Source organism: Sulfitobacter sp. M39 (assembly GCF_021735935.1).
Classification (GTDB): domain Bacteria; phylum Pseudomonadota; class Alphaproteobacteria; order Rhodobacterales; family Rhodobacteraceae; genus Sulfitobacter.
On record NZ_WMDZ01000001.1, the window covers coordinates 597,886 to 622,017 of the forward strand.

The 24,132-nt window shown below is 56.6% G+C and carries 15 protein-coding genes, 3 tRNA genes, 3 rRNA genes and 2 pseudogenes; 11 read left to right on the top strand and 12 right to left on the bottom strand.

The window, feature by feature from the left end; all coding sequences use genetic code 11:
- The first annotated feature begins 21 nt into the window (after positions 1 to 21).
- From GLP43_RS02825 to GLP43_RS02860, 8 genes are all read left to right on the top strand, one after another.
- Positions 22 to 1,236 (top strand): metallophosphoesterase family protein, encoded by a 1,215-nt coding sequence (locus GLP43_RS02825; RefSeq protein WP_443069471.1) that lies wholly within the window; start codon positions 22 to 24, stop codon positions 1,234 to 1,236.
- Entirely contained in the window at positions 1,233 to 4,670 is a 3,438-nt protein-coding gene (locus GLP43_RS02830) for an ATP-binding protein (RefSeq protein WP_237278123.1), read from the top strand. The genes GLP43_RS02825 and GLP43_RS02830 overlap by 4 nt, the downstream gene beginning before the upstream one ends.
- A gap of 656 nt (positions 4,671 to 5,326) precedes the next feature.
- Positions 5,327 to 6,786, top strand: a 16S ribosomal RNA gene (locus GLP43_RS02835).
- A gap of 311 nt (positions 6,787 to 7,097) precedes the next feature.
- Positions 7,098 to 7,174 (top strand) — tRNA-Ile (locus GLP43_RS02840).
- A 20-nt stretch (positions 7,175 to 7,194) separates the two neighbouring features.
- A tRNA-Ala gene (locus GLP43_RS02845) sits at positions 7,195 to 7,270 on the top strand.
- Between the two features lie 538 nt (positions 7,271 to 7,808).
- Positions 7,809 to 10,638 (top strand): 23S ribosomal RNA (locus GLP43_RS02850).
- An 86-nt stretch (positions 10,639 to 10,724) separates the two neighbouring features.
- Positions 10,725 to 10,839 (top strand): 5S ribosomal RNA (gene rrf, locus GLP43_RS02855).
- The 16S, 23S and 5S rRNA genes sit together here with 3 tRNA genes alongside, the layout of an rRNA operon.
- Positions 10,840 to 10,912: 73 nt before the next feature.
- Positions 10,913 to 10,989: transfer RNA gene (locus tag GLP43_RS02860), tRNA-Met, on the top strand.
- Between the two features lie 159 nt (positions 10,990 to 11,148).
- On the opposite strand, the gene istB is transcribed toward GLP43_RS02860, so the two are convergent.
- The 4 genes and pseudogenes from istB to GLP43_RS02880 all read right to left on the bottom strand — a co-directional run bounded on the left by istB (position 11,149) and on the right by GLP43_RS02880 (position 14,127).
- On the bottom strand, positions 11,149 to 11,940 hold the full coding sequence (gene istB, locus GLP43_RS02865) for an IS21-like element helper ATPase IstB (protein WP_237278124.1): 792 nt from the start codon (positions 11,938 to 11,940) through the stop codon (positions 11,149 to 11,151).
- A pseudogene (locus GLP43_RS02870) lies at positions 11,930 to 12,202 on the bottom strand (IS21 family transposase); the annotation flags it as partial. The pseudogene GLP43_RS02870 and the gene istB, both read right to left, overlap by 11 nt.
- 25 nt (positions 12,203 to 12,227) lie before the next feature.
- A pseudogene (locus tag GLP43_RS02875) lies at positions 12,228 to 13,426 on the bottom strand (IS3 family transposase).
- 86 nt (positions 13,427 to 13,512) lie between these two features.
- Complete coding sequence (locus GLP43_RS02880) at positions 13,513 to 14,127, bottom strand: TetR/AcrR family transcriptional regulator (RefSeq protein WP_237278125.1); 615 nt, start codon at positions 14,125 to 14,127, stop codon at positions 13,513 to 13,515.
- A gap of 104 nt (positions 14,128 to 14,231) precedes the next feature.
- Here GLP43_RS02880 and GLP43_RS02885 point away from each other — a divergent pair, with 104 nt between their 5' ends.
- The 3 genes from GLP43_RS02885 to GLP43_RS02895 all read left to right on the top strand — a co-directional run bounded on the left by GLP43_RS02885 (position 14,232) and on the right by GLP43_RS02895 (position 16,634).
- Positions 14,232 to 15,452: a multidrug effflux MFS transporter gene (locus GLP43_RS02885; protein WP_237278126.1), complete on the top strand. Its 1,221-nt coding sequence runs from the start codon at positions 14,232 to 14,234 to the stop codon at positions 15,450 to 15,452.
- Between the two features lie 374 nt (positions 15,453 to 15,826).
- Positions 15,827 to 16,024, top strand: coding sequence for a hypothetical protein (locus tag GLP43_RS02890; RefSeq protein ID WP_237278127.1), 198 nt, complete (start codon positions 15,827 to 15,829; stop codon positions 16,022 to 16,024).
- On the top strand, positions 16,017 to 16,634 hold the full coding sequence (locus GLP43_RS02895) for a DedA family protein (protein WP_237278128.1): 618 nt from the start codon (positions 16,017 to 16,019) through the stop codon (positions 16,632 to 16,634). Before GLP43_RS02890 ends, GLP43_RS02895 begins: the two co-directional genes overlap by 8 nt.
- Before the next feature lie 29 nt (positions 16,635 to 16,663).
- On the opposite strand, the gene yghX is transcribed toward GLP43_RS02895, so the two are convergent.
- The 8 genes from yghX to GLP43_RS02935 form a co-directional block, all read right to left on the bottom strand.
- Positions 16,664 to 17,578, bottom strand: a complete 915-nt coding sequence (gene yghX / locus GLP43_RS02900) for a YghX family hydrolase (protein WP_237278129.1) — start codon at positions 17,576 to 17,578, stop codon at positions 16,664 to 16,666.
- 90 nt (positions 17,579 to 17,668) lie between these two features.
- Entirely contained in the window at positions 17,669 to 18,274 is a 606-nt protein-coding gene (locus GLP43_RS02905) for a ferric reductase (protein WP_237278130.1), read from the bottom strand.
- Between the two features lie 5 nt (positions 18,275 to 18,279).
- Positions 18,280 to 18,771 (bottom strand): twin-arginine translocation pathway signal, encoded by a 492-nt coding sequence (locus GLP43_RS02910; RefSeq protein ID WP_237278131.1) that lies wholly within the window; start codon positions 18,769 to 18,771, stop codon positions 18,280 to 18,282.
- A gap of 165 nt (positions 18,772 to 18,936) precedes the next feature.
- Entirely contained in the window at positions 18,937 to 20,079 is a 1,143-nt protein-coding gene (locus tag GLP43_RS02915) for a patatin-like phospholipase family protein (protein ID WP_237278132.1), read from the bottom strand.
- Positions 20,080 to 20,145: 66 nt separating this feature from the next.
- Positions 20,146 to 21,318 carry a YHYH protein gene (locus GLP43_RS02920; protein WP_237278133.1) on the bottom strand — a complete coding sequence of 391 codons (1,173 nt, stop codon included), beginning with the start codon at positions 21,316 to 21,318 and terminating at the stop codon, positions 20,146 to 20,148.
- A gap of 86 nt (positions 21,319 to 21,404) precedes the next feature.
- On the bottom strand, positions 21,405 to 21,749 hold the full coding sequence (locus tag GLP43_RS02925) for a hypothetical protein (RefSeq protein ID WP_237278134.1): 345 nt from the start codon (positions 21,747 to 21,749) through the stop codon (positions 21,405 to 21,407).
- Positions 21,750 to 21,974: 225 nt separating this feature from the next.
- Positions 21,975 to 22,655, bottom strand: a complete 681-nt coding sequence (locus tag GLP43_RS02930; protein ID WP_237278135.1) for a response regulator — start codon at positions 22,653 to 22,655, stop codon at positions 21,975 to 21,977.
- A complete protein-coding gene (locus GLP43_RS02935) occupies positions 22,652 to 24,100 on the bottom strand; it encodes an ATP-binding protein (protein ID WP_237278136.1) in 1,449 nt (482 codons plus the stop codon). The genes GLP43_RS02930 and GLP43_RS02935 overlap by 4 nt, the downstream gene beginning before the upstream one ends.
- Positions 24,101 to 24,132 lie beyond the last annotated feature (32 nt).

Sequence of the window (24,132 nt, forward strand, 5' to 3'; positions counted from 1 at the left end):
CTGTCCGTGACCCTTCGTATTCTGCACACTGCCGATCTTCACCTCGATTCACCGCTTCGTAGTTTGGCGATGAAGGATGACCGTCTGGCCGCGCAGGTGCGCGGCGCCAGCCGGCAAGCGCTTGAGACGATGGTGCAATATTGCATTGACGAGAGGGTTAGCGCCTTTCTGATATCGGGCGATCTTTATGACGGGCAAGAACGTAGCGCGAAAACCGCCGCGTATCTCGCCGCGCAGATGCATCGTTTGGCGCAGGCTGACGTGCGGGTGTTCTATATTAAGGGGAACCACGACGCGGAAAACCCCATCGCGGGGGAAATCGACCTGCCGCCGAACGTGCATGTGTTCGACGGGCGGGGCGAGAAAGTACAACTGGCCGGCCACCCCGTCTATATTCATGGCGTTAGCTTTCGCGACCGTCACGCGCCGGAAAGCCTGCTGCCGAAGTATACCGCGCCAGAGCAGGGGGCTGTTAATATCGCGATGATGCATACATCTCTCGCGGGCGCCGAGGGGCATGATCTTTATGCGCCTGTGTCGGTCGGCGAATTGGCTGGGGCCGGGTTTGATTATTGGGCATTGGGGCATGTTCACAAACGCGCCGTGCACAGCGAAGCCCCCTGGATCGTGATGCCGGGCATGCCGCAAGGGCGCGATATCGGGGAGGCGGGGCCAAAGTCTGCAAGCCTGCTGACGATCGAGGATGGCAAGATCTCGGTTTCCGAAGTGGCGACCTCGGTCGTGGAATTTCGCCGCTGTGATTGCGATGTGACGGGGGCGGAGACTGACGAAGATCTGCGCGGCAAACTGCGGTCGGTGTTGCAGGCACAGGCCGGGCAGGGGGCGGCGATCTTGCGGTTGCGGATGACGGGGCAAACAGCGCTGGCGTGGCAGATACGCCAGTTGGCGGATGTTTGGCGCGCCCAAGCCGACGAAATCGCGGAAAGCATCGGCGATCTTTGGATAGAGAAGATGTCGGTGGATGTGACGGCTGTATGTGAGGATGCGGTGGATGGCGCCGTGGCCGAGGTGCAGCAGTTGATGACTGACATCGCCCAGGAGCCCGGCACACAGGACAGGTTGCAGCAAGAGTTGAGCCAGATCCTTGGCCTGTTGCCTGCCGATCAGCGCCGCGCCCTCGCACCGGATGCAGAGACGCAAGAGGCATTGTTACGGCAGCTGACAGATGAGGCGGTGTTGTCCATGGCCGCGCAGATGCGAGGGGCGGGCGAATGATGCGGCTGCAGCAGCTTGCGCTGGACCGTTTCGGTCACTTTACCGACCGCGTGCTGGATTTCGGCGCGCGCCCCGCAAGCGGATCGGACTTTCATATCGTCTTTGGCCGCAATGAAGCGGGCAAGACCACCCTGATGGAGGGGTATCTGCGGCTGCTTTACGGTTTTGCCGCGCGTGAACCCTATGCCTTCAAGCACCCCCGCGCGAACCTGCGCGTCAGCGGTACCGTCGATATTGACGGGCAGATCCACCAGCTGTCCCGGTTGCCCAAGCGCTCGGGCAATCTGGTGGATGGGGCGGGCCAACCTGTGCCGGATGCTTTGCTGTCTGGGGCGCTGCGCGGTGTGTCGCAAAAGGAATACCAAAGTCTGCTGTGTCTCGACGATGAAACAATCGAAGCCGGCGGCGAAGAGATTACCAAAAGCGAGGGGGATACCGGGAAGCTGCTGTTCTCTGCTGCGGCGGGTATCAGCGATCTGTCGCAGGTCTTGGGGCGGGTAGAGCAGGGCAATCGTGACCTTTATCTAAAAGGCGGTACAAAATCAGAGTTTGCGGCGCTGAAGGCTGCACATGCGGAACTGGTCCAGCAGATCAAGGATCATGACGTCAGCGCCGCCGCGTTTCGCGAGTTGCGTCTTGCGCGGGACGCCACCCAAACCGAAGAGCAGCGTCTGCGCGCCGCCAAGTCCGAGCTTTCCGTTCAGAAAACGCGGCTGGAGGCTATACTTGATGCGCATCCATTGGCGACAGAATGGAAAACGCTAGAGGCGCAGCTTACCCCTATCGCGCATTATCCCATGACGCTGGAGTTCGACAGCGAAGACTTGATTAAAATGATGACGAAACGGATCGCACTTGTTGCCGAAAGGGAACGGTCCGTCGCCGAGGTGCACGCCTTGCGGGCCACGCGAGACGAGGTCGCCGTCAACGCGGATGATTTGACGCGGGGGGCTGATGTTGATGCGCTTGCCTTCAGGAAAAGTCAGGTAGAGGCAGGGCAATCCGACCTGCCCAAACGCGAAGCACAGTTGATGCAGGACATTGCTGACATGCGGGCGCGGCTTGATGCTCTGGGGTTGCCCGCCGATGGCGCGCTTGCACGGTTCATTCTAAGCGATCCCTCCCTTGCGACGCTTGAACAGGCGCGCGTCACTCTGGATGATGCGCAGAAGCATCTGCAAACCACAAAGGCGGAGGCAGAGGTCGCGCGCGACAAATACGAAGACGCGGCACGGGCCCTGCGCGATACCGAAGAAGAGACCGCCGTCGACACGGACGTCGAACGCTTGTTCATACAGGCCGAAGCGGAGGATCTGGTCAGTCGGTATAATGACGCCCTGCGCCGGCTCGCGGCGGATCGTCAGGGCGTTGCCACAGCCTTGCGCGGGTTGGCGCGGCAAAATGTGGCGTTTGACGCGGTTCCGGCACTTCCGCTCAGCAGCCGGCGCGCTCAGGGATTGATGCAGGCCCATGGCGAAGCGCGACTTGCCCTGCGTGCGGCCGTGCAGGCGGAAACCACGGCAGCCGATCGTCTTGCGGCTGCCGAGACAAAACATGCGATGGCCGCATCGGCCCCAGACTTGATCAGCGATGATGCCGCCGCCAAAGGGCGACAAACCCGAGATGATTTATGGGCGCTGCATAAAGATGTGTTGGACATGGCCTCTGCCTCTGCGTTCGAGGCGGCCATGCGGGCGGATGACGCGCAGACTGCATTACGCGCCGGGCAAAGCCAATCGCTGGCGGAAATGCGGCAGGCGGAACGACAGTTGATCGAGGCGCGGCAGGATCATGACAGGGCCCAGACTAAACGTACCGAGACCGAGGCGGCGTTTGATAAGGTGACGGGTGAACTGCGGTCCCACCTCGATGTACTTGGCCTGCCCGAAACCCTTTCCGCCGAGGATTTTGTCGAATGGGTGCGCGACGCAGAGGCGGCGCAAACTGCAGCCGAAACCTTAAAGACATCTGAACAGGCCCACGCAGAGCTATTGTGCGCGGCAGAACAGTTGCGCGACGATCTGGCGGCACGGTTGGAGGCAGGGGATGCGCCTTTGCGGACCGTCGTGCTCATGGCCAAAACCCAGATCGCGGCATCGCGCGAACATCAGAATGCCCAAAAGCTCGCACAGGCCACATTGCGGCAGGCCACGGCAGAGCGGGATCGCCGAGCAGCCGCAGCGGACAAGGCACGCACGGCCGTGGCCGAGGCGCGTGACCAGTGGCGCGATGCCGTCGCGACGCATCTTCCGGCGCTGCAGACTGGCATAGACATGTGGAACGGGCTGACCGGCCTACGCAGTATCCGAGAGGTCGACGCCCGCATGGCAGGTGTCCGGCGTCAGATTGCGGGCATCAAGCAGGATCGCGCCGGTTTCATCGCACAGTTGGATGCACTGGATGGTGGGGCAGACGCGCACGTGCAGCCCTTGGCGCGTTACGCCGCTTTGCAAACCGCGGTGGAACGCGCCCGTCAGGCCCAAGCGCGTCGCAGCGATCTAGACGCGCGCCTTGCCGTGGCCGAGGAAGCCGCGGCTGAGGCGCTGCGCGAGATTGCCGTGCTCGACGATCAGGTGCAACTTCTGGCCCGTGCGTTTGATGACCAGATAGACACCTCTACTCTTGATGCGTTGCGCCAGGCCACGGCGACCGCGCAACAGGCAATTACCCTGCGCCAGCAAAGTGCGGATTTGCGCACCCGTCTGCTCTCGATCCTGGGGGTTGATGCAGGGGAGCAGGCGCAGGAGCTACTCGCTGCCGCGCCGCTCGCACGCGCGCAAGTGGAGCTTGCCGAGCTGTGCGAAGACCTGTCGACACTTGAAGCAGAGCTCGACAGCGCGATTGCTGCGCGCGCACGGGCGCAAGCGGCGCTGGATGCGGTTGGGGGGGATGGTGATATCGCAGCGCTCACCTCGCAAAAGCGCACGATCGAAGAACAGATGCAGGCCGTAATGCTGCGCTATCTAACGGGGCGCTTTGGCCATACTCTGGCCGAGGATGCCATCCGCCGGTATCGCGACACCCACCGCAGCACGATGCTGGCCTCGACCGAACAGGCATTCAGCGATCTGACCCAGGGGGCATACAATACACTAACTACACAGCCTGGCGCGCAGGGGGACGTGTTAATGGCCGTACGGGCAGAGGATGGGGTGTCTAAGGAAGCCGCCGCAATGTCCAAGGGGACGCGGTTCCAGCTTTACCTTGCCCTGCGCGCGGCGGCCTACGAGCAAATGGCGTCGACCGGAACCGTGCTGCCGTTCTTCTGTGATGATGTGTTTGAAACCTTCGACGAAGAACGCACACGCGCGGCATGCCGCTTGATGCAACGGGTGGGGAAACGCGGGCAGGCAATCTATCTCACCCACCACCAGCATGTTGTCGATCTGGCGCAAGAAGCCTGTGGAACAGATGTAACCGTACACCGGCTGTAACGTCCGATATGGATTCGCGATTTTCCGGCCCGCGAGTCGGCGATTCCACCGCAATTACCTACCTGTGGTTGCGTCGCGACGCGCACAGCGCCGTATAAGCGGAGGGAGATGCCCCGAGGGGTCAGGGTGCTGCTATTTCTCGACGCTCAAAAGGCCAATAAAACAGGCGTTTGTGAAGGTTTTTTGACGAAAAGGATAAAATCCGAAAAAAGGGGTTGCGGGTATTTGGAACAAACCTTAGAACGCCCCTTACCGGAGACGCAGACATGCAGACACGGGGCGCTAGACGGGGATGACGGGTTACGGTTCGGGTCTTACGTAGCGGAGAAATTCTGAGGTAATTGAGGCGGGGCGCGCTGAAAGGTTTACGGCGCATCTTGGTTTCTTTTGTCTCGACGCTCTTTGAAATTGATAGATATCTGAAGAGATATGTGGGCGGTTTGGTTCATTCGATGGATCAACGTCTGTATATCGCGCCGATAGCGACGCACTTAGGTGCTTAGCGATTATTCGGTGTCAGCTTCACTGTTTGGACGGCTTGTCGTTACTTTGGTAACTTTAAGCACTTCAAACGGAGAAAACGCCTGTATCATTCAGTAAGTGATGCAGGTTTGATGTGCAGAGGTTCGACGTCAAGGATACGCAGTAATGCGTTTCAACTTGAGAGTTTGATCCTGGCTCAGAACGAACGCTGGCGGCAGGCCTAACACATGCAAGTCGAGCGCACCTTCGGGTGAGCGGCGGACGGGTTAGTAACGCGTGGGAACATACCCTTTTCTACGGAATAGCCTCGGGAAACTGAGAGTAATACCGTATAAGCCCTTCGGGGGAAAGATTTATCGGGAAAGGATTGGCCCGCGTTAGATTAGATAGTTGGTGGGGTAATGGCCTACCAAGTCTACGATCTATAGCTGGTTTTAGAGGATGATCAGCAACACTGGGACTGAGACACGGCCCAGACTCCTACGGGAGGCAGCAGTGGGGAATCTTAGACAATGGGCGCAAGCCTGATCTAGCCATGCCGCGTGTGTGATGAAGGTCTTAGGATCGTAAAGCACTTTCGCCAGGGATGATAATGACAGTACCTGGTAAAGAAACCCCGGCTAACTCCGTGCCAGCAGCCGCGGTAATACGGAGGGGGTTAGCGTTGTTCGGAATTACTGGGCGTAAAGCGTACGTAGGCGGATTGGAAAGTTGGGGGTGAAATCCCAGGGCTCAACCCTGGAACTGCCTCCAAAACTATCAGTCTAGAGTTCGAGAGAGGTGAGTGGAATTCCAAGTGTAGAGGTGAAATTCGTAGATATTTGGAGGAACACCAGTGGCGAAGGCGGCTCACTGGCTCGATACTGACGCTGAGGTACGAAAGTGTGGGGAGCAAACAGGATTAGATACCCTGGTAGTCCACACCGTAAACGATGAATGCCAGTCGTCGGGCAGTATACTGTTCGGTGACACACCTAACGGATTAAGCATTCCGCCTGGGGAGTACGGTCGCAAGATTAAAACTCAAAGGAATTGACGGGGGCCCGCACAAGCGGTGGAGCATGTGGTTTAATTCGAAGCAACGCGCAGAACCTTACCAACCCTTGACATCCTGTGCTAACTCGAGAGATCGAGCGTTCACTTCGGTGACGCAGTGACAGGTGCTGCATGGCTGTCGTCAGCTCGTGTCGTGAGATGTTCGGTTAAGTCCGGCAACGAGCGCAACCCACATCCTTAGTTGCCAGCAGTTCGGCTGGGCACTCTAAGGAAACTGCCCGTGATAAGCGGGAGGAAGGTGTGGATGACGTCAAGTCCTCATGGCCCTTACGGGTTGGGCTACACACGTGCTACAATGGCAGTGACAATGGGTTAATCCCAAAAAGCTGTCTCAGTTCGGATTGGGGTCTGCAACTCGACCCCATGAAGTCGGAATCGCTAGTAATCGCGTAACAGCATGACGCGGTGAATACGTTCCCGGGCCTTGTACACACCGCCCGTCACACCATGGGAGTTGGTTCTACCCGACGACGCTGCGCTAACCTTCGGGGGGCAGGCGGCCACGGTAGGATCAGCGACTGGGGTGAAGTCGTAACAAGGTAGCCGTAGGGGAACCTGCGGCTGGATCACCTCCTTTCTAAGGATGTTTCTAGTCAGATTAGCTTGCTAATCTCGTGAAACACTTAGCAGGTCAGTAAACAAAACTGACCATATTCAAGGCATCGCAAGATGACCTTTCGGACCGAGCCGTCCTCATATCTCTTCAGCAAGCTTATCCGCGCAGCGGATGAGCGTCGCCCCGACAGGGTACCGCGCAGCGGTGTCCCGAGAGGGGTAGGGTTGCCTAAAGCGCCCAAAGTAACACGCCTGACGCTGGCCCTTCTCGGCATCTTTTGAAGTCAAAAGAGCCTGCCAGGGCGACGCGCAGTTCGCAAAGCGAACTACGCTGGGTCGGTAGCTCAGGTGGTTAGAGCGCACGCCTGATAAGCGTGAGGTCGGAGGTTCAAGTCCTCCTCGACCCACCAGTATCCCGCAAGGGTTTGATGGGGCCTTAGCTCAGCTGGGAGAGCGCCTGATTTGCATTCAGGAGGTCAGGAGTTCGATCCTCCTAGGCTCCACCATCACACGCAGTATGCAGAACACATCTTCAAGCATTCATTGAATGTTTGAACGTCTGTTCTACAGACGCGCTGATGCTTCTTCGGAAGTTCAGCACATTGACATCGTAAAGAGAGATACAGTTACTTTAAGAGTAATCTTGAAGTAACAAACAACACGATCTGATCGCACCGCGTTAGGTGGTGATCTCGGTTGCTGCTCCTTATGGGGCCGGCGTTTACTTGACTGTTTCCTCGGTCTTTTGAACGTATCGCGATCGAAAGTGACGTGTTGTCCAAGTCAAGTACACTAACCAGAGTAGTGACGCCTGCTTCCTGCACGGAAGGTAGGCTAGATGCACTGCTCGCTGTCCACTCTTAGAGAGTGGGCGGGTAAAAGTATGCTTTTGATCTGGAATAAGGGAAGACAGTTTCTTACCAGCTTCTGTCTCCCGCGTTGGACTGACGTCCTGCACTCTACCGGCCGTTTGAGGGTCTAAATTGTCCTCAAGTAGCCGAATAGGCGGTAGGACATTAAATCGGTCTTTCTTTTTCTGGATCAAATCAAGCGCGAAAAGGGCGTTTGGTGAATGCCTTGGCAGTAAGAGGCGATGAAAGACGTGATACTCTGCGATAAGCCATGGGGAGCTGAGAATAAGCTTTGATCCATGGATTTCTGAATGGGGCAACCCACCTGATACTTTGTTATTACTGCTCTTCGGAGCAGCTAATAATGAGGTAAACCAGGTATTTATAGACTGAATACATAGGTTTATAAAAAGCAAACCCGGGGAACTGAAACATCTAAGTACCCGGAGGAAAGGAAATCAATTGATACTCCCCTAGTAGCGGCGAGCGAACGGGGACCAGCCGAGCCATGAGTGTGGTTAGAATGCGTTGGAATGCGCAACCAAAGTGGGTGATAGTCCCGTATAAGAAGCATGATTGGACGTATTAAGTAGGGCGGAACACGTGAAATTCTGTCTGAAGATCGGAGGACCACCTTCGAAGGCTAAGTACTCCTTACTGACCGATAGTGAACCAGTACCGTGAGGGAAAGGTGAAAAGCACCCCGACGAGGGGAGTGAAACAGTACCTGAAACCGAACGCCTACAATCAGTTGGAGGGACTTTACGTCCTGACAGCGTACCTTTTGTATAATGGGTCATCGACTTGGTCTCACAAGCAAGCTTAAGCCGTTAGGTGTAGGCGTAGCGAAAGCGAGTCTTAATAGGGCGTTGAGTTTGTGGGATCAGACCCGAAACCGAGTGATCTAGGCATGGCCAGGTTGAAGATAAGGTAACACTTATTGGAGGACCGAACCCACATCCGTTGAAAAGGATCGGGATGAGCTGTGCCTAGGGGTGAAAGGCCAATCAAACTCGGAGATAGCTGGTTCTCTGCGAAATCTATTTAGGTAGAGCGTCATCCGAATACCCTCGGGGGTAGAGCACTGGATGGGTAATGGGGCCCCACAGGCTTACTGATCCTAACCAAACTCCGAATACCGAGGAGTACTAGATGGCAGACACACAGCGGATGCTAACGTCCGTTGTGAAGAGGGAAACAACCCTGACCTACAGCTAAGGCCCCTAATTCATGGCTAAGTGGGAAAGCAGGTGAGACGACCAAAACAACCAGGAGGTTGGCTTAGAAGCAGCCATCCTTTAAAGATAGCGTAACAGCTCACTGGTCTAAATAAGTTGTCTTGCGGCGAAGATGTAACGGGGCTCAAGCCATGAGCCGAAGCTTAGGATGCATTAATTGCATGGTAGCAGAGCGTAGTGTGACATAGTTCCATGTCTCCTTAGCCCTTCGGGGTATTGGAGACGCGGAGCTTTCTGTGAAGCCGGCGCGTGAGCGATCCGGTGGAGAGATCACTAGTGAGAATGATGACATGAGTAGCGACAAAGAGTGTGAGAGACACTCTCGCCGAAAATCCAAGGGTTCCTGCTTAAAGCTAATCTGAGCAGGGTAAGCCGACCCCTAAGGCGAGGCCGAAAGGCGTAGTCGATGGGAACCAGGTTAATATTCCTGGGCCAGATGGAAGTGACGGATCTCGAGGGTAGTTCATCCTTATCGGATTGAATGGGCTGCTTAGAGGTCCCTGGAAATAGCTCCATCGCTAGATCGTACCCTAAACCGACACAGGTGGATAGGTAGAGAATACCAAGGCGCTTGAGAGAACTATGTTGAAGGAACTCGGCAAAATACCTCCGTAAGTTCGCGAGAAGGAGGCCCGGTTTCTAGGCAACAAGAGGTGGGGGGCACAAACCAGGGGGTGGCGACTGTTTATTAAAAACACAGGGCTCTGCGAAGTCGTAAGACGACGTATAGGGTCTGACGCCTGCCCGGTGCCTGAAGGTTAAAAGGAGGAGTGAGAGCTCTGAATTGAAGCCCAGGTAAACGGCGGCCGTAACTATAACGGTCCTAAGGTAGCGAAATTCCTTGTCGGGTAAGTTCCGACCTGCACGAATGGCGTAACGACTTCCCCGCTGTCTCCAACATAGACTCAGCGAAATTGAATTACCGGTCAAGATGCCGGTTACCCGCGGTTAGACGGAAAGACCCCGTGCACCTTTACTACAACTTCACACTGGCATTAGGCCGAACATGTGCAGGATAGGTGGTGGGCTTTGAAGCGTGAACGCCAGTTTACGTGGAGCCTCCCTTGAGATACCACCCTTGTTCTGCTTGATGTCTAACCGCGGTCCGTTATCCGGATCCGGGACCCTGTGTGGTGGGTAGTTTGACTGGGGCGGTCGCCTCCTAAATCGTAACGGAGGCGCGCGAAGGTTGGCTCAGAGCGGTCGGAAATCGCTCGTTGAGTGCAATGGCAGAAGCCAGCCTGACTGCGAGACTGACAAGTCGAGCAGAGTCGAAAGACGGCCATAGTGATCCGGTGGTCCCAAGTGGGAGGGCCATCGCTCAACGGATAAAAGGTACGCCGGGGATAACAGGCTGATACTGCCCAAGAGTCCATATCGACGGCAGTGTTTGGCACCTCGATGTCGGCTCATCTCATCCTGGGGCTGGAGCAGGTCCCAAGGGTACGGCTGTTCGCCGTTTAAAGAGGTACGTGAGCTGGGTTTAGAACGTCGTGAGACAGTTCGGTCCCTATCTTCCGTGGGTGTAGGATACTTGAGAGGAGTTGCCCCTAGTACGAGAGGACCGGGGTGAACGATCCACTGGTGGACCAGTTGTTATGCCAATAGCAGTGCTGGGTAGCTATGATCGGACAGGATAACCGCTGAAGGCATCTAAGCGGGAAGCCCCCCTCAAAACAAGGTATCCCTGAGAGCCGAGATAGACCATCTCGTCGATAGGCCAGAGATGTAAGCGTAGTAATACGTTCAGTTGACTGGTACTAATTGCTCGATAGGCTTGATTTGATCCAGTAGAAGAAAGACTTCTTACTAGGACAAAAGCATACACATACAATCAGTCGTACTGACTTGGACATAGAGGTTTTACTCGGTTTGGTGGTCATAGCGTAAGCAAAACACCCGATCCCATCCCGAACTCGGCAGTTAAGTGCTACTGCGCCAATGGTACTGCGTCTTAAGACGTGGGAGAGTAGGTCACCGCCAAACCTAGCAAAACCTCTACGTATCTCTCAACGATGACAATAAAAACTAAAGCCAATACACAATCATTGGCCCCCGGCGCGGGATGGAGCAGCCCGGTAGCTCGTCAGGCTCATAACCTGAAGGTCGTAGGTTCAAATCCTACTCCCGCAACCAACTTCAGCGAACTTTCTCTCTCACCAACGCCCGCATCACCAGCGGGCATTGCTGCGTTCAGCATCTCCAACAGTTTGCCGCGTAGTTGTTGATTGTCACTGATAACTGACCCGGCATTGTCACTGAGACTTGACCCACCCAGTTGTTATGTTCTTTGCTTTATGATGGCGTCAATGCCGCTTTCTCCTTTCGTTTTTGTTTGGCTGTCGCCGAGCTGGCCTTGAACCGATAGCTGTCATTGCCGGTCTCGAGAATGTGGCAACGATGTGTGAGGCGGTCGAGGAGCGCGGTGGTCATCTTGGCATCACCGAACACGCTGGCCCATTCGCTAAAGCTCAGGTTGGTTGTGATAACGACGCTGGTGCGCTCGTAGAGTTTACTCAGAAGGTGGAACAGCAGCGCGCCACCCGAAGCGCTGAACGGCAAATATCCCAGCTCATCCAAGATCACCAAATCGGCTTTCACCAGCGCCTCGGCGATCTTTCCTGCCTTGCCTTGGGCCTTTTCCTGCTCCAACGCATTGACCAACTCGACCGTGGAGAAGAAGCGCACACGCTTGCGATGATGCTCGATTGCTTGAATGCCGAGGGCGGTAGCGACATGCGATTTTCCCGTTCCAGGGCCTCCGATCAGCACTACATTCTCAGCCGCCTCCATGAACTCGCATCGATGAAGTTGACGGACCAAAGCTTCACGGACTTCGCTGGCGCTAAAGTCGAAGCCAGAGATGTCTTTGTATGCCGGAAAGCGTGCTGCCTTCATGTGGTAGGCGATGGAACGCACCTCACGTTCAGCTATTTCGGCCTTAAGCAGCTGCGACAACATGGGGATCGCTGCATCGAAAGCGGGCGATCCCTGCTCATGCAGGTCCTGCACGGCCTGTGCCATGCCCGGCATCTTCAGGCTGCGCATCATAATGACGATGGCAGCGCCTGCGGGATCATGACGCATGACGTGTTCCTCCTGTAGTGCGTAGCCCGTCATATCGTGCGACATTGGCCTCGGGCTCCTTATTCAAAGAAAGGGCCGCAGGCGGGGTCACATCGGGCTGGTCTATCGGTGCGCCATCCACCAGCCTGTGAAGTAGGTTCAAGACATGGGTTTTTGTTGGTACGCCCGCATCCAGCGCCATTTCCACCGCGCAAAGCACGGCCTGTTCGTCATGGTGGAGCACCAAGGACAGAACGTCGACCATCTCGCGGTCACCACCTGTGACCTGCCCCCCGAGTCTCCCTCATTCATAGTGAGAGTTTGCGGGTTTGGATTTCATATTCTTCATCGTCATTTTGGGCAAGCGCGTCGTGTGCGGTGCCCTCAAATTGCTCAAGCGCACGGCGCGCTTCAGCAGGTGCTTGGTTTCCGAGTGATGAGTGCGGTCTGACGTTGTTGTAATCGTATCGCCAGAGAGCCAGCTTGCGGCGAGCATCATCCAAGGTGTCGAAGATCTCCTCGTTGAGCAGCTCGTCGCGCAGACTGCCGTTGAAGCTTTCGATGAAGGCATTCTGCTGCGGTTTGCCCGGATCGATATAATGCCAATCAACATCGTTATCGCCAGCCCACTTCAGGATCGCACGACTGGTGAACTCTGTGCCGTTATCACTGACGATACAGGCAGGCTTCCCATAAATGCGCACAAGCGCATCTAACTCGCGTGCCACCCTCGCACCTGAGATGCTGGTATCGGCCATCAGGCACAGGTTCTCACGGCAGCAGTCGTCATTCACTGCCAGCATGCGGAACTTGCGCCCCTCTCATGGTTTGTAAACAAACCACTGCCGGGCAGCGGATGCGCCGAACGTATCAGACACAAAATCCAACGACCAACGCTCGCCTGGTCGCAAAGCCACAGGCATAGGTGTCCGCGATCCACGCGCACGTTTACGGCCTCTGCGCCGCCTGACACCCGGCTTTTCCTCGGTGTAGAGACGATACAGCTTCTTGTGGTTCATAATCATGCCTTTGCGTTCCAACAGCACGCCAATCCGGCGATAGCCGAACCGACGCCGTTTGCTGGCAATCGCTTTCATCTCTTCGCGAACTTCAGGATTATCCGGCGGCTTGTCGCGCCGAACGGTCTTGGGATCGACACCGACCAGCCTGCACGCACGACGTTGCGAGATATCATGATCCCGCATCGCCTTGCGTGCTACAGCCCGTCGCACATTCGGTGTCGTCAGCTCTTTCCCAGCAAATCCTTCAGAACAACGTTATCGAGCATCGTATCGGCCAGCAGACGCTTCAGCTTCGCGTTCTCATCTTCCAGCGATTTAAGCCGGTGGGTGTCTGACACGTTCATGCCCCCATACTTGGCTTTGAGCTTGTAAAACGACGCCGGGCTCAGGCCATGCCTACGACACACCTCTGCCGTCGGCATCCCAGCTTCCTGTTCTTTGATCATCCCGATTATTTGGGCTTCGGTAAATCGGCTCTGTCGCATTTGTTTGCTCCTTCAAAGCTTGAGCAAACTCTACATTAAACTGAGGGAAGTTTCGGGGGGCAGGTCAGGGGCTTGGCACCTCTGGATCATCCAGCCGTCGTATCACTCTTGTTATCCGCCATGGACAAGCGTTCAAAAACGTCAAACGTGATCTCTTTTGCAAACGCGGCGTCCAGTGTTCCGCCGTTCAGCAGGCGGTACCAGAATGCGCCGTGGATAAAGCCCGAAACAAGATCGACATTTCGGTGTGTCGAAAGCTCTCCACGGTCTTTGGCCAGCTGCAGCAAATTTGTGATCATTTTCTCGCGGGGGAAGACAAATTTGGCATAGAATGTTTGTTGAAATGCCGCGTCTTGCTGGGCTGCTGCGATTAGCGCGCGCAGAATATCGCCATCGGTGGTCAGGTGGCCAAACACATTCGTCAAGAATTTTTCGAGCAAAACAGGGCTGTCTTGGCCCCCGTCCAGGGGCGGCGCGGCGGCGTAGTTTTCCGTCTCGTCAAACACGGCATCAAGGACAAGATCTGCCTTGGTGTTCCATCGATTGTAGAGCGTTTGGCGCGCGACCCCAGCCTCTTTAGTGATCGCGGCGATCGAGACATTATCGTACCCCTTTTCGCGCACAAGACGCATCGCAGTCGCTTTCAGGTTTGCGCCCGTCTGGACGTTTACAGGGCGCCCGCTCACGCTTGCTTTGGTCATGCACAGCTCCTGTTCATGGATGCAGATTTAGCGCCTCTTTACTTATTGGGCATAAGTCTATTATTGGCAAGTAGACCGCGGTCTAGTAAATAGTAGGAAGCACGATGCCCCAAATTTCTCTGACGCCCAAACACGCAACGGCCATTACTGCGACGTTGGGCTTACTGTCTTTATTCCCCCCGTTGGCCACGGATATGTACCTTGCCGCGCTTGGGGATCTGGCCACCTCAATGGGTTCCACCCATAAAGCCGCTGAGTTTTCGCTGTCGATCTTCTTCCTCGGGCTATGTTTGGGTCAGCTGTTGCTTGGGCCCCTGACGGATTCCTATGGGCGCAAAAAACCCCTGTTGGTGGGGACAGCATTGTTCACCGCGACATCCATCGCACTACCGCTGGTGAATGATATCTCTTGGTTCAACGCATTGCGTTTCCTGCAGGCCATTGGTGCAAGCGCGGGCATGGTCGTTGGTCGTGCTGTTGTGAATGATCTCTATGAAGGTCGTCGTGCGGCACAGGTCATGACGGTGCTTGTGATGCTGCTGACCATCGGACCAATCGCGTCACCGACCCTGGGCAGTATACTGCTGGAAAATTTCGGCTGGCGTTCGATCTTTGCAACGATGGCGATCATCAGCATCGTGGCCTTTGCACTGTCATTGGTCGTCTTGCCCGAAACCCTTCCGGCCTCGGCGCGGAAAGCACGACCGCTTATTGATGGCGCGCGTGCAGCGGGCATGCTTCTGTCACAGCGTAGATTTGTCGTCATGGCGCTTGTGTCGGGCTTTGTTCAGGGCGGCATGTTTGCGTTCATCACCGGGTCATCAGGGGTGTTCCAAGGGATTTTCGGACTAAGCGCGCTTGAATTCGGCATCATGTTCGCTGTCATTGCGGCTGCCTTGATTATCTTTGGCAAGGTTAACGGCGTATTGCTCAACCGCTATAACACGACGCAAATATCAACTGCGGGGCTGCCCGTGTTTGTCGCCTCCACTGTCGTTCTCGCGTCCGTCTCTAGCACCCAGTCACTTTGGGTCTTTGTCCTTCCCCTTTGGATATCCATCGGCATGGTCGGACTGCTTTCGGCAAATGCGATGTCCATCACGATGGAGCTATCAGGCAAGGGGGCCGGCATGGGGTCAGCCCTGCTCGGAGCGGTTCAGTTCGCCATCGCATTCACCGTTTCCACGTGCGTCGCCTTGGGCGGTACGGATACGGCTTTGCCGATGGCCCTTGGGTTGTTCATCCCCGCCAGCTTCGCAACGATCTTGTTCTTTGCATTAGGTGGGCGCGTGCAAAACAATCCGGTGTGCGAAGATTTAGCATGATTGCCGCCCTCGGTGCTGCGGTAAAGTTTGTCTGAATGAATGGCCCGCATCAACCACCGTTGATGCGGGCCGCGCCATTTGTCGGAATAAAATGGTTTTTCATTTTGGATTATTGCACGCTTCGTCCAGAATTCTTGGATAGCGCCATCTGGTTTTTCATCGGCTTCAAACCGCTATAGCGTTCGCCAAACGTCATCAAAGAAGACTAATATAAAATGCTTACCCGTCTACAATCGCTCTGGGCTCTTCACCGTGTGGCTCTTGTCGCTTTTCTCGTGACATTCTGCGTCGCAGGATATTTTGCGTTCAATGCTATCGCTGCGGCGATCTATTGGAGCGACCCCCGGCACCAAGATCAGTTGCTCGCCCCTTGGATGACCCCGCGATACGTTGCGCAGTCTTATGGCATTCCCCCCAATGTGCTTGGACCGGCGCTGTTCTTTGATCCAGGTGACCCGCCACGTCGTCGCAGGCTGGAGGAAATCGCTGTCGCCAATGGTGTGACGCTTGAGACGCTGCAACGCCGCGTCTCAGAGGCCACGGCTGCGTACCGGGACCGTCGCGATGACTGAGACCATTCTTGACCTAATGACCGACTACGGGGTTTCGATCCTATTTGTTGTCACGTTTTTGTCCTGCCTTTGTGTACCTATCCCGTCTTCACTGATGATGCTGGCGGGCGGCAGCTTTGCCGCGACCGGCGATCTTGATATTATCACCACGGCGGCCGCGGCCTATCTAGGTGCTGTGATCGGCGACAATTCTGGCTACATTCTGGCGCGGACATTTGGGAATCGTATTTCAGGCTGGCTTGATGCCAATCCCAAGCGTTCCAAACTGCGTGATCGCGCCAAATCCTATCTGGATCGAAAAGGACCGATTAGCGTCTTCCTGTCCTGCTGGCTGGTTGCGCCGCTTGGTCCTTACGTGAATCTGGTGTGTGGGATTACGCGCTACAACTGGCTTAAATTCGCGGTCTGGGGGGCGATGGGGGAAATCTTCTGGGTCGGTATTTATGTCAGCCTCGGATACAGCTTTTCTGATCAGATCACCTCGCTTGCCACGATGCTTGGCAACGTCAGCGGGTTTATCGTGGCCCTTCTTGTCGTTGTTCTTTTGGGGCGCTGGCTGTGGCAGGTCAGTAATCCTGATCCCACACTTTCACACAATGATGCTTCCTGACGTCGCCGCGACGCTATGCGTTGGCGCCGCTAACCGGCAAGATACGTGCGAAACCAAGCGACCATGCGCTGCTCTGCGAGGGTGGCTGCATCGGCGTCATAGCGTGGCGTTGTATCGTTGTGAAAGCCGTGGTTCACGCCGGGATAGATATGCGCCTCGTACCGTTTGTCATTCTCTTCCAAAGCTTTTTGAAAGTCAGGCCACATGGCGTTGATCCGCTGGTCTAGGTCGGCAAGTTGGATCATCAACGGTGCTTCTATCAGCGCGACCTGAGCGTCGTCCGGTGCGGCCCCGTAAAACGGGACACCTGCCGCCATTTCGGGATAGGCCACGGCAAGCTTATTGACGACCCCACCACCATAGCAGAAGCCGGTCGCGCCGACCTTGCCATTGGTACCATCCAGCTTTTGCAGATATTCGAAACCTGCAAAGAAATCATTCAGCAACGCCTCGCTATCAAGGCTGCGCTGCATCTCGCGTCCTTCGTCATCATTACCGGGATAACCGCCGAGCGATGACAGCCCATCGGGCCCCATTGCCACGAACCCTGCTTTGGCCAGACGTCGGACGACATCGCGAATATAGGGGTTCAAGCCGCGGTTCTCGTGCACCACCAGCACTGCTGCGGGCGGACGGTCGGGGTCGGTCTGCGCGGGGCGCGCCAGATAGGCGGTAATCTCTCCGGTGCCGTTTGGGCTGGCATAGGTGATGTCCTCGGACTGAATATCTGGATCGTCCTCGGTGACCTGCTGGGCAAGTGCATAGTTTGGCGTAAGGGTGCTAAGGACTGCAGCGGCCGTCAGCCCACCCACGGCCCATTTCCCCGCGCGGTCGAGAAACTCGCGTTTGGAGATCTTTCCGTGTGCGTAGTAGTCATAGAGGTCTAGCAGTTCTTGATCGAAGTCCGCCGCAGTCAGACGACGTTGCGTGTTGTGGTGGTCCATCTGCGATTCTCCCGCTGTACAACGGTAGGATAGCACAGGCCTGTGTTTCCGCTGGTCACGAATTGTGACTTCGCAGGGAGGGTGGGGCGTTCAGTTTTTCGAGCTGCGGAAACTTCGCCAGACCTTGAGGTCGGTCAAAACCTTTGCGGTTGCCAAGATTACGCTGAAACACAGTGCTGCCTTGGACCAGCTGCCCATCGTGCCCTCTATCAACAGGGCATGGGCAACGGCGGTGATGACGGCCAAACTGACGCAGGTCGCGTGGCCCACGCGCCATGCGCTGACCCCTAGGTGCCGTCTTACCAAGGACAAAGCCACAGCTCCAAAAAGCATCCACATAGAGATGACGCCAAAGGCGGAAAACGCGGTCGGCGCGGTAAAGGTCAGCGCATCGATCATATCAGGTGGGCTGGTTACCCAAAGCCCTGCAACATGGATTACCACCATCGCGACAAGCACGGCACCCATCACATGGTGGGCGCGCCGACCAGTCCTTGTGGTCAATCCCGGAAGGTATCCTCCCACAAGCAGGGGTTGGCACAGCAGCGTCGCCATGGTCGCGATCCCGGCGAAACCCGCTATGATGTAGATCGGTTGGCGCCATTGCAGCAGCGGGCTTTGCGCAGCCACCAAAAGCGGCAGCAGAACCACAGCGGTCAGACCGCCCCAGATCAGATAACCCCGTGCCACGCGCATCCGGTTTAGACGGCTTCAAGCACGAAGTCAGCTGACAGTGATGTTTCGTCCGCGCTGCGCATAACCGGGCGCAGGAACACGGTCTTGAACTCTACGTCGTCGTCATAGGCAAGGTGCCCGTGCGGTTGACCAAACGCGGGAACGATCTGCGGCATTTCCAGCCGGAAGCGGCCCTGATCATCGGTTAGGGTCGCGCCGTGGCTTCGGGGGTCGCGTTCGTTGCCTTCGGTCGTATGGGCCCAAATTTGGATGCGTCGCCCTGCCAGAGGCATGCCATCACCGGCGCGTCTGACTGTGCCCGACATCCAGAACCCACCGCCGCCGATGCGTTCCACAACCGGTGCGTCGGGTAGATAATTATTCGCCCCGCCCCGCATCGAAGGGGTCGGCGCGACAGGGGCTGCACGCAGCGGGCTGATCAAGCCAGCGGTACCCAAAGCAAGGACCGCGCCAGATGTCACAAGCATCGAGCGGCGCGTGAGTTTATCATCAGTCATGGTGCTTGCTCCGTATCGTTGATGAACGCAAGGATAGCACAAAGGTGCAGGGTGCACCGCTGCGATCAGGCTTTTTACGTAAATGTGAACACAGATGGCCCGCGCGGGGAGGCTTGCTTGAAGGCGTTGATCCTGCCTGCGCGACTGTCGTATCAGCCAATCGCGCTATGCATTCCTCCAAAGTGTGCCATCCTGCGCCCGCTTTGACCCGTGCCGATAAAGGGCGTTCATATAGGTTGATGAAAAACGGTCTGACGGATCATAGACGATGCCCGAACTCGGATCGATTGATGTCACCGAAAAGCGAAGCCCCATTTCGCGCGCGTAGAGCTGTGTCGCGTTGACCTGTAGCAACGCGTTGGCCCGGCCGGTGGTCGTGAGCGCCTGTTGAGAAATGCTTAGCGCGGATCGTGCTACGGTTTCAGGGGCTGGGTTCAGTGTGTTGTTGATAAGAACGTAGATATGCCCGCCTTGCAGCTTGTGGTCAGCTGTGGTGAACGCGAAGTTAGGGACCGCCAGAAACTGCATGTGAACGCCACCGTCGACATGCGTTTCCCCATAGGTTTTATCCCCCATACTGTATCGCAGATTTACCGGCGGAAAGAGCCCCGGCAGCGCGGCTGAAGCGCGCAAGATGCTGCGAAACAGATCGTATTGCCCCGCGGCCGCGATGGCACCCATATCCCAGACCGACGCCCGCGCACTCTCCAGTTCCGAGGTGACAATCAGCAGGCTTTTGCCCGCTTTATGCTTTTGTGCAATGGCGCGAAGGAACGAGGGTGGCGTGTGCTTGGTGATCAAGGCCGCAAGGGGCGCGGTGTCATATAGCGCGTCACTAAAGACTGCCTGAAAGGGCCGCATCCGCATGATGTCACTTGCAGCACTTTGGGTGAAAACACGGGTCAGGACCTCGTCATAGTCTTGTCCCATAAATGCAAACGGCGCGATCAGGGCACCGGTCGAAATGCCGGTAACCAAGTCGAAATCGGGTCTGTCGCCGCGCGCGGACCAGCCGACAAGCGCGCCTGCACCAAAAGCACCATCCTCACCACCGCCAGATAGGGCCAATACGTTCGGCCCGGCGTATGTTTCCGGTAGGGAGCGCGGGGGATGCAGGTGCTTGCGCCATTCATCCGACCCATCATCCGCAAAGAGACGAAACCGAGACAGCGGGTCATGGTCTGTTTCATTACGCGTTTCCAAGGGCATCTGAACGCGGCGTGTGCAGGCTGAAAGAGCGGTGGCCCCAAGCCCCAAAAGAAGCGAACGGCGGCCCATGACATCACTGCTTGGTATCGTGCGTGTCATCTCAATTCCCTTAACGGCACCGAGCAAGCGATCTTGCTCGGTGAACTGTATTCGGCTGGATGGTGTTTACCGGTTGGGCGGTGGGGGAAGGGCGGACCGCAAGTCAGCCTCGTCGATGCCAAGCGATTTGGCCGCGGCAGACATATCCGGTTGTCCCGCTTGTGGATCACCCAACGCGCGCATCAGGTCTTCGACTGTTACCCCCAGCGTTTCAGCAGCTTCCTCAACACCCGGAGGCAGCTGCCCTGACGTGCCATCGCCGGGGCGTGGTGGTTCATTGCGCCCGCCTTCACCAGCCCGCGTTGCGCCAACGCCCGCGGTTGCTGTTGTTGAAAAATTCTCGGCGGCTTGCACACCAACCAGACATGCCGGCAGGTTCGGGAATTCATCCGTCGCGTGATAATGGTATACCTCGCCTGACGGCGTAGACCCGACGTGACCGTTGCAAGCATCCAGACCCGTGACTTCCGCGCCATCTGACTCGGTGCTGCCATACATTGCGTGACCATCGAAAGCATAGCCGAACAACGCGCTGCTATTTTGATCTAGTGTACAATCTGCGGCGACGCCTTCCTTTTCAAAGACAGTTTCAATGTCCGTCGACGTGGCGTGCCAATGATACCAACCGCCGGGGTCGATATGCCCTCCACAGGTATCAAGCGCTGGCATATGCCCCGTTTGTTGAATACTGGGCGCGTCCGAGAATATCGGCACACCATCAAGCGCCACGCCCACTTTCGTCACGGTGCCAAGCTGGCTGGGGGTCTCGGCCATGACGGGGGTTACGGGGAGCAGCATGGTGATTTCGACGCTTTCGTCCGCAGACACGTTGATGCAGGCATGGTCGACCGTTGGCCGTTCGGTTGCGTTGTCGACCGTATGCACGGTTCCGTCATCGTCGAAGAAGCGATAGCCGAGCTCATCCAGCATCTCAAGAAACGACCCATCAATGCGGTAAAGCTTGGCGTTCTCGCCGGTCCAATCCCAGATTCCGCCTGCGTCGTTCAGCGTCGCAGGACAGAACGGTCCGATGTCCAAGTCTTTCGGCATGTAATTGACCTTGATTTCGTAGCAGCGCGATGCTGTGCCGTCTTCAAGCGTGCAATCCACGGTCACGGGTTGCTCGGCAAAGGCCGTATCGGAAAACTCTTCGATGTCGGGATGAGCCAAAGCCGTTTGACCGAAGCCGACAGAGGCCAGCACAAGCATGCCCGGCCAAAGCTGCGATAGATGTTTCATTCCACATGTCCTTGATCATGAAGTTTGCAGCAAACACGGCAACCCGATGCGGGATGCCGTGTAGAGAGGTGTTTCATGAGGGCAGTCTAGCCCTTCTTCGGCATTTTGGTTGGGGCGCAGGCAAGCGGCACATCCGCCTTGGGGGACATACAGGCGCCCTGAACGGCGTCGCCGTCACGACTTGGGAACTCGCAGGCTTCCTTTGGCTTTGCGTTCGCGCAGGCCTCGACCGCTTCGCGCGGCGGGCGGCCACCGCGTTCTCCCTTACCGGACTGGGTAGATTGCGCATACTCGGTGCCTGGACCCGCTGTCGAAACAGTTTCAGCACGCACAGCCGTGACGTTAAGCGCACCCAGAACCACAGCGGCAAAGGTGATCACGAGGATAACACTTTGGTTGCCTTTGATGCGGGGTACGGTTGGCCGGTACATTGGGATCTTCCGTTGGGCCGCGGCCTGATCGCGTCGTGCTCTAAATTTATCCATGAACATCGTAGGTTCTCCTATTGTGGCGTTAAGTCGCCATTCACAGGTTCCTTTTCCATGTTCTTTGAGCAGTGAGTTTGCAGCAATTATGCAGTGAAAATGCAGATCGTAAAAAAATCGACTTTGTCGCTTTTCTGGCGCAATTCGTGAAGGGGAGAGTGCGCGACGCCTTTATCCGTCGTAGGCGTATCCCACCCCATAGACAGAGCGGATCGGGTCCCATGTACTGACCGACGCGATCTTGCGCCGGATGTTTCGAATGTGACTATCGACGGTCCGGTCAAAAACGTCTGTGTCGTCGGGAAAGGCCAGTGCAAGCAGTTGATCACGCGAAAAAACGCGACCTGGTCGGGAAACGAGCGCCTGCAACACCGAGAATTCCCGGCGCGTGAGGTCAAGCTGGCTGCCATCCAAGGTTGCCTGCCACCGGTCGCCATTGATAATCAGGCGATCGTTGGTGACTGGGCTTTGTGCGGGCTGACCGACAGGCCGTCGTCGCAAAACCGCCCTGACCCGCGCGACCAGTTCACGCGGGGAAAAGGGTTTGCACAGGTAGTCATCGGCCCCAAGCTCTAGGCCTAGAAGGCGGTCGATTTCTTCTACCTTCGCGGTGGTCATGATGATCGGCACGTCGGATGATTTGCGCAATTCCCGACAAATCGTCAGGCCATCCACCTCGGGCAGCATCAGATCCAGAATGACCAGATCATGCTGATTTGTCAGGGCAAGCGCGACGGCACCCGCGCCCGTACCCAACATTTCGACGCTCATACCGTCAGCAAGCAGGTAATCCCGCACGACTTCTGCCAGTGCTATTTCGTCTTCTACGATCAGGATGCTCGCTATGGTCACACTGCTTCCTTCGGTAACCGTATGACAATTTGTACCCCGCCCAACTCGGATCGGCCAGCAGAGATGGTGCCGCCATGCGCCTCTACGATCGCCTTACAGACGGAAAGCCCCAGTCCTGACCCTCCATGTGCCCGAGAGCGCGATGCCTCCACGCGGTAAAAGCGGTCAAACAGCTTTTCCTCATCGTCTTCGGGTGCGGCTGGCGGGGTGTCCTCTACAGTCAGCTGCGCGAAACCCTCGGCGTCTTGCAGATTAACGCGTATCTGGCCGGGTCCATCGGTATATCTAAAGGCGTTCTCAAGCAGGTTATCCATGACCTGACCAATCTGCCCTTGGTCACACGGAACCCACATCTGCGCCGGCAGATTGAGATCCAACTCGATCCCCTTGGCGCTTAATTTTGATCGGACCGTTTCAGCCGCCTGTTTCACAAGGCTCGGAAGGTCTTCTTTCTCAAGTGAGCACGTCAGTTCTGCTTCGCGGCCATACGACAGTGTTTTGAGGTCCTGAACGAGACGCGATAGTCGCATGAGCGCTGCATGCATTTCGGTCAGTGTTTTGTCGTCGGGCTGGCGTATGCCGTCCTGTAGCGCCTCAATCTGGGCGCGTAGCACCGCAAGCGGCGTTTGCAGTTCGTGGCTGGTGTTGGAAATCCACTCGCGTTCGGCCTTGGCGGTTTGTTCAAGTGTCGCCGCCAGAGTGTTGTAGTGGCCGATCAACTCCCCCAATTCGTCACTTCTGTCCTGTTTGATCCGTGCCGTGTAATTGCCCGCGGCCATTGTTTTTGCCCCGGATTCCAGCCGTCTTATCGGCTCAAGCAACTGGCGCGCGATAATAAACGCAGCCGCAGCCGAGAGGGCGATGGCGATCAGCGCAGCAAGAGCAAGAGACGCATACTGCTCGCGCAGGAAAAATGTGTCGCTCGCATCGCGCTGCTCTATCGGGGCGTTTAATCCGATATAGCCAAGAAGGTTCGCACCCGCGCAGCTGTTGTTCGCACAAATGGGACGACGCTCGAATAACGCCGAGCGTTCGATATTGCCGGCGACCTGCATGCCATCGCGGTCCAGCAACACGATGCGTTTTTCCAGCCTCATACTGTCGTCGCCTGTCGCAAATGGCGGTGGGTTGGTTGGCCTCGGACCGAGTGGCGCTTCAGGTGAAAATCTTGGGGACCGGCTGGGGCGAGGGCCGAAATTCGCCTTGGGGCGCGGCGCATGCGCATGGACAAAAGCGCCCCACATCTGCGGCTCATCACGGAACTCGGCCCACTTGCTTTGCTCACGCTCAGCCAGAGAGGAGGCCAGTTCGTCGAACCGTGCTAGTTCGCCCCTTAGCAGGTATCGTGCAAAACCGTCGCGCATCCAGACCGCGACCATGAGCGCCATCACCAGTACGACAAGAATGGAAATCGCTGCAACGGCTGTGAATATCTTGGCAAACAATGACGTCCGGATTGGGTTCATATGCGACGTAT

Coding starts and splice junctions, on each gene's coding strand:
- GLP43_RS02830 (WP_237278123.1), top strand. CDS start 1,233: ATGATGCGGCTGCAGCAGCTTGCGCTGGACCGTTTCGGTCACTTTACC.
- istB (WP_237278124.1), bottom strand. CDS start 11,940: ATGCGTCATGATCCCGCAGGCGCTGCCATCGTCATTATGATGCGCAGC.
- GLP43_RS02880 (WP_237278125.1), bottom strand. CDS start 14,127: ATGACCAAAGCAAGCGTGAGCGGGCGCCCTGTAAACGTCCAGACGGGC.
- GLP43_RS02885 (WP_237278126.1), top strand. CDS start 14,232: ATGCCCCAAATTTCTCTGACGCCCAAACACGCAACGGCCATTACTGCG.
- GLP43_RS02890 (WP_237278127.1), top strand. CDS start 15,827: ATGACCCCGCGATACGTTGCGCAGTCTTATGGCATTCCCCCCAATGTG.
- GLP43_RS02895 (WP_237278128.1), top strand. CDS start 16,017: ATGACTGAGACCATTCTTGACCTAATGACCGACTACGGGGTTTCGATC.
- yghX (WP_237278129.1), bottom strand. CDS start 17,578: ATGGACCACCACAACACGCAACGTCGTCTGACTGCGGCGGACTTCGAT.
- GLP43_RS02905 (WP_237278130.1), bottom strand. CDS start 18,274: ATGCGCGTGGCACGGGGTTATCTGATCTGGGGCGGTCTGACCGCTGTG.
- GLP43_RS02910 (WP_237278131.1), bottom strand. CDS start 18,771: ATGACTGATGATAAACTCACGCGCCGCTCGATGCTTGTGACATCTGGC.
- GLP43_RS02915 (WP_237278132.1), bottom strand. CDS start 20,079: ATGACACGCACGATACCAAGCAGTGATGTCATGGGCCGCCGTTCGCTT.
- GLP43_RS02920 (WP_237278133.1), bottom strand. CDS start 21,318: ATGAAACATCTATCGCAGCTTTGGCCGGGCATGCTTGTGCTGGCCTCT.
- GLP43_RS02925 (WP_237278134.1), bottom strand. CDS start 21,749: ATGTACCGGCCAACCGTACCCCGCATCAAAGGCAACCAAAGTGTTATC.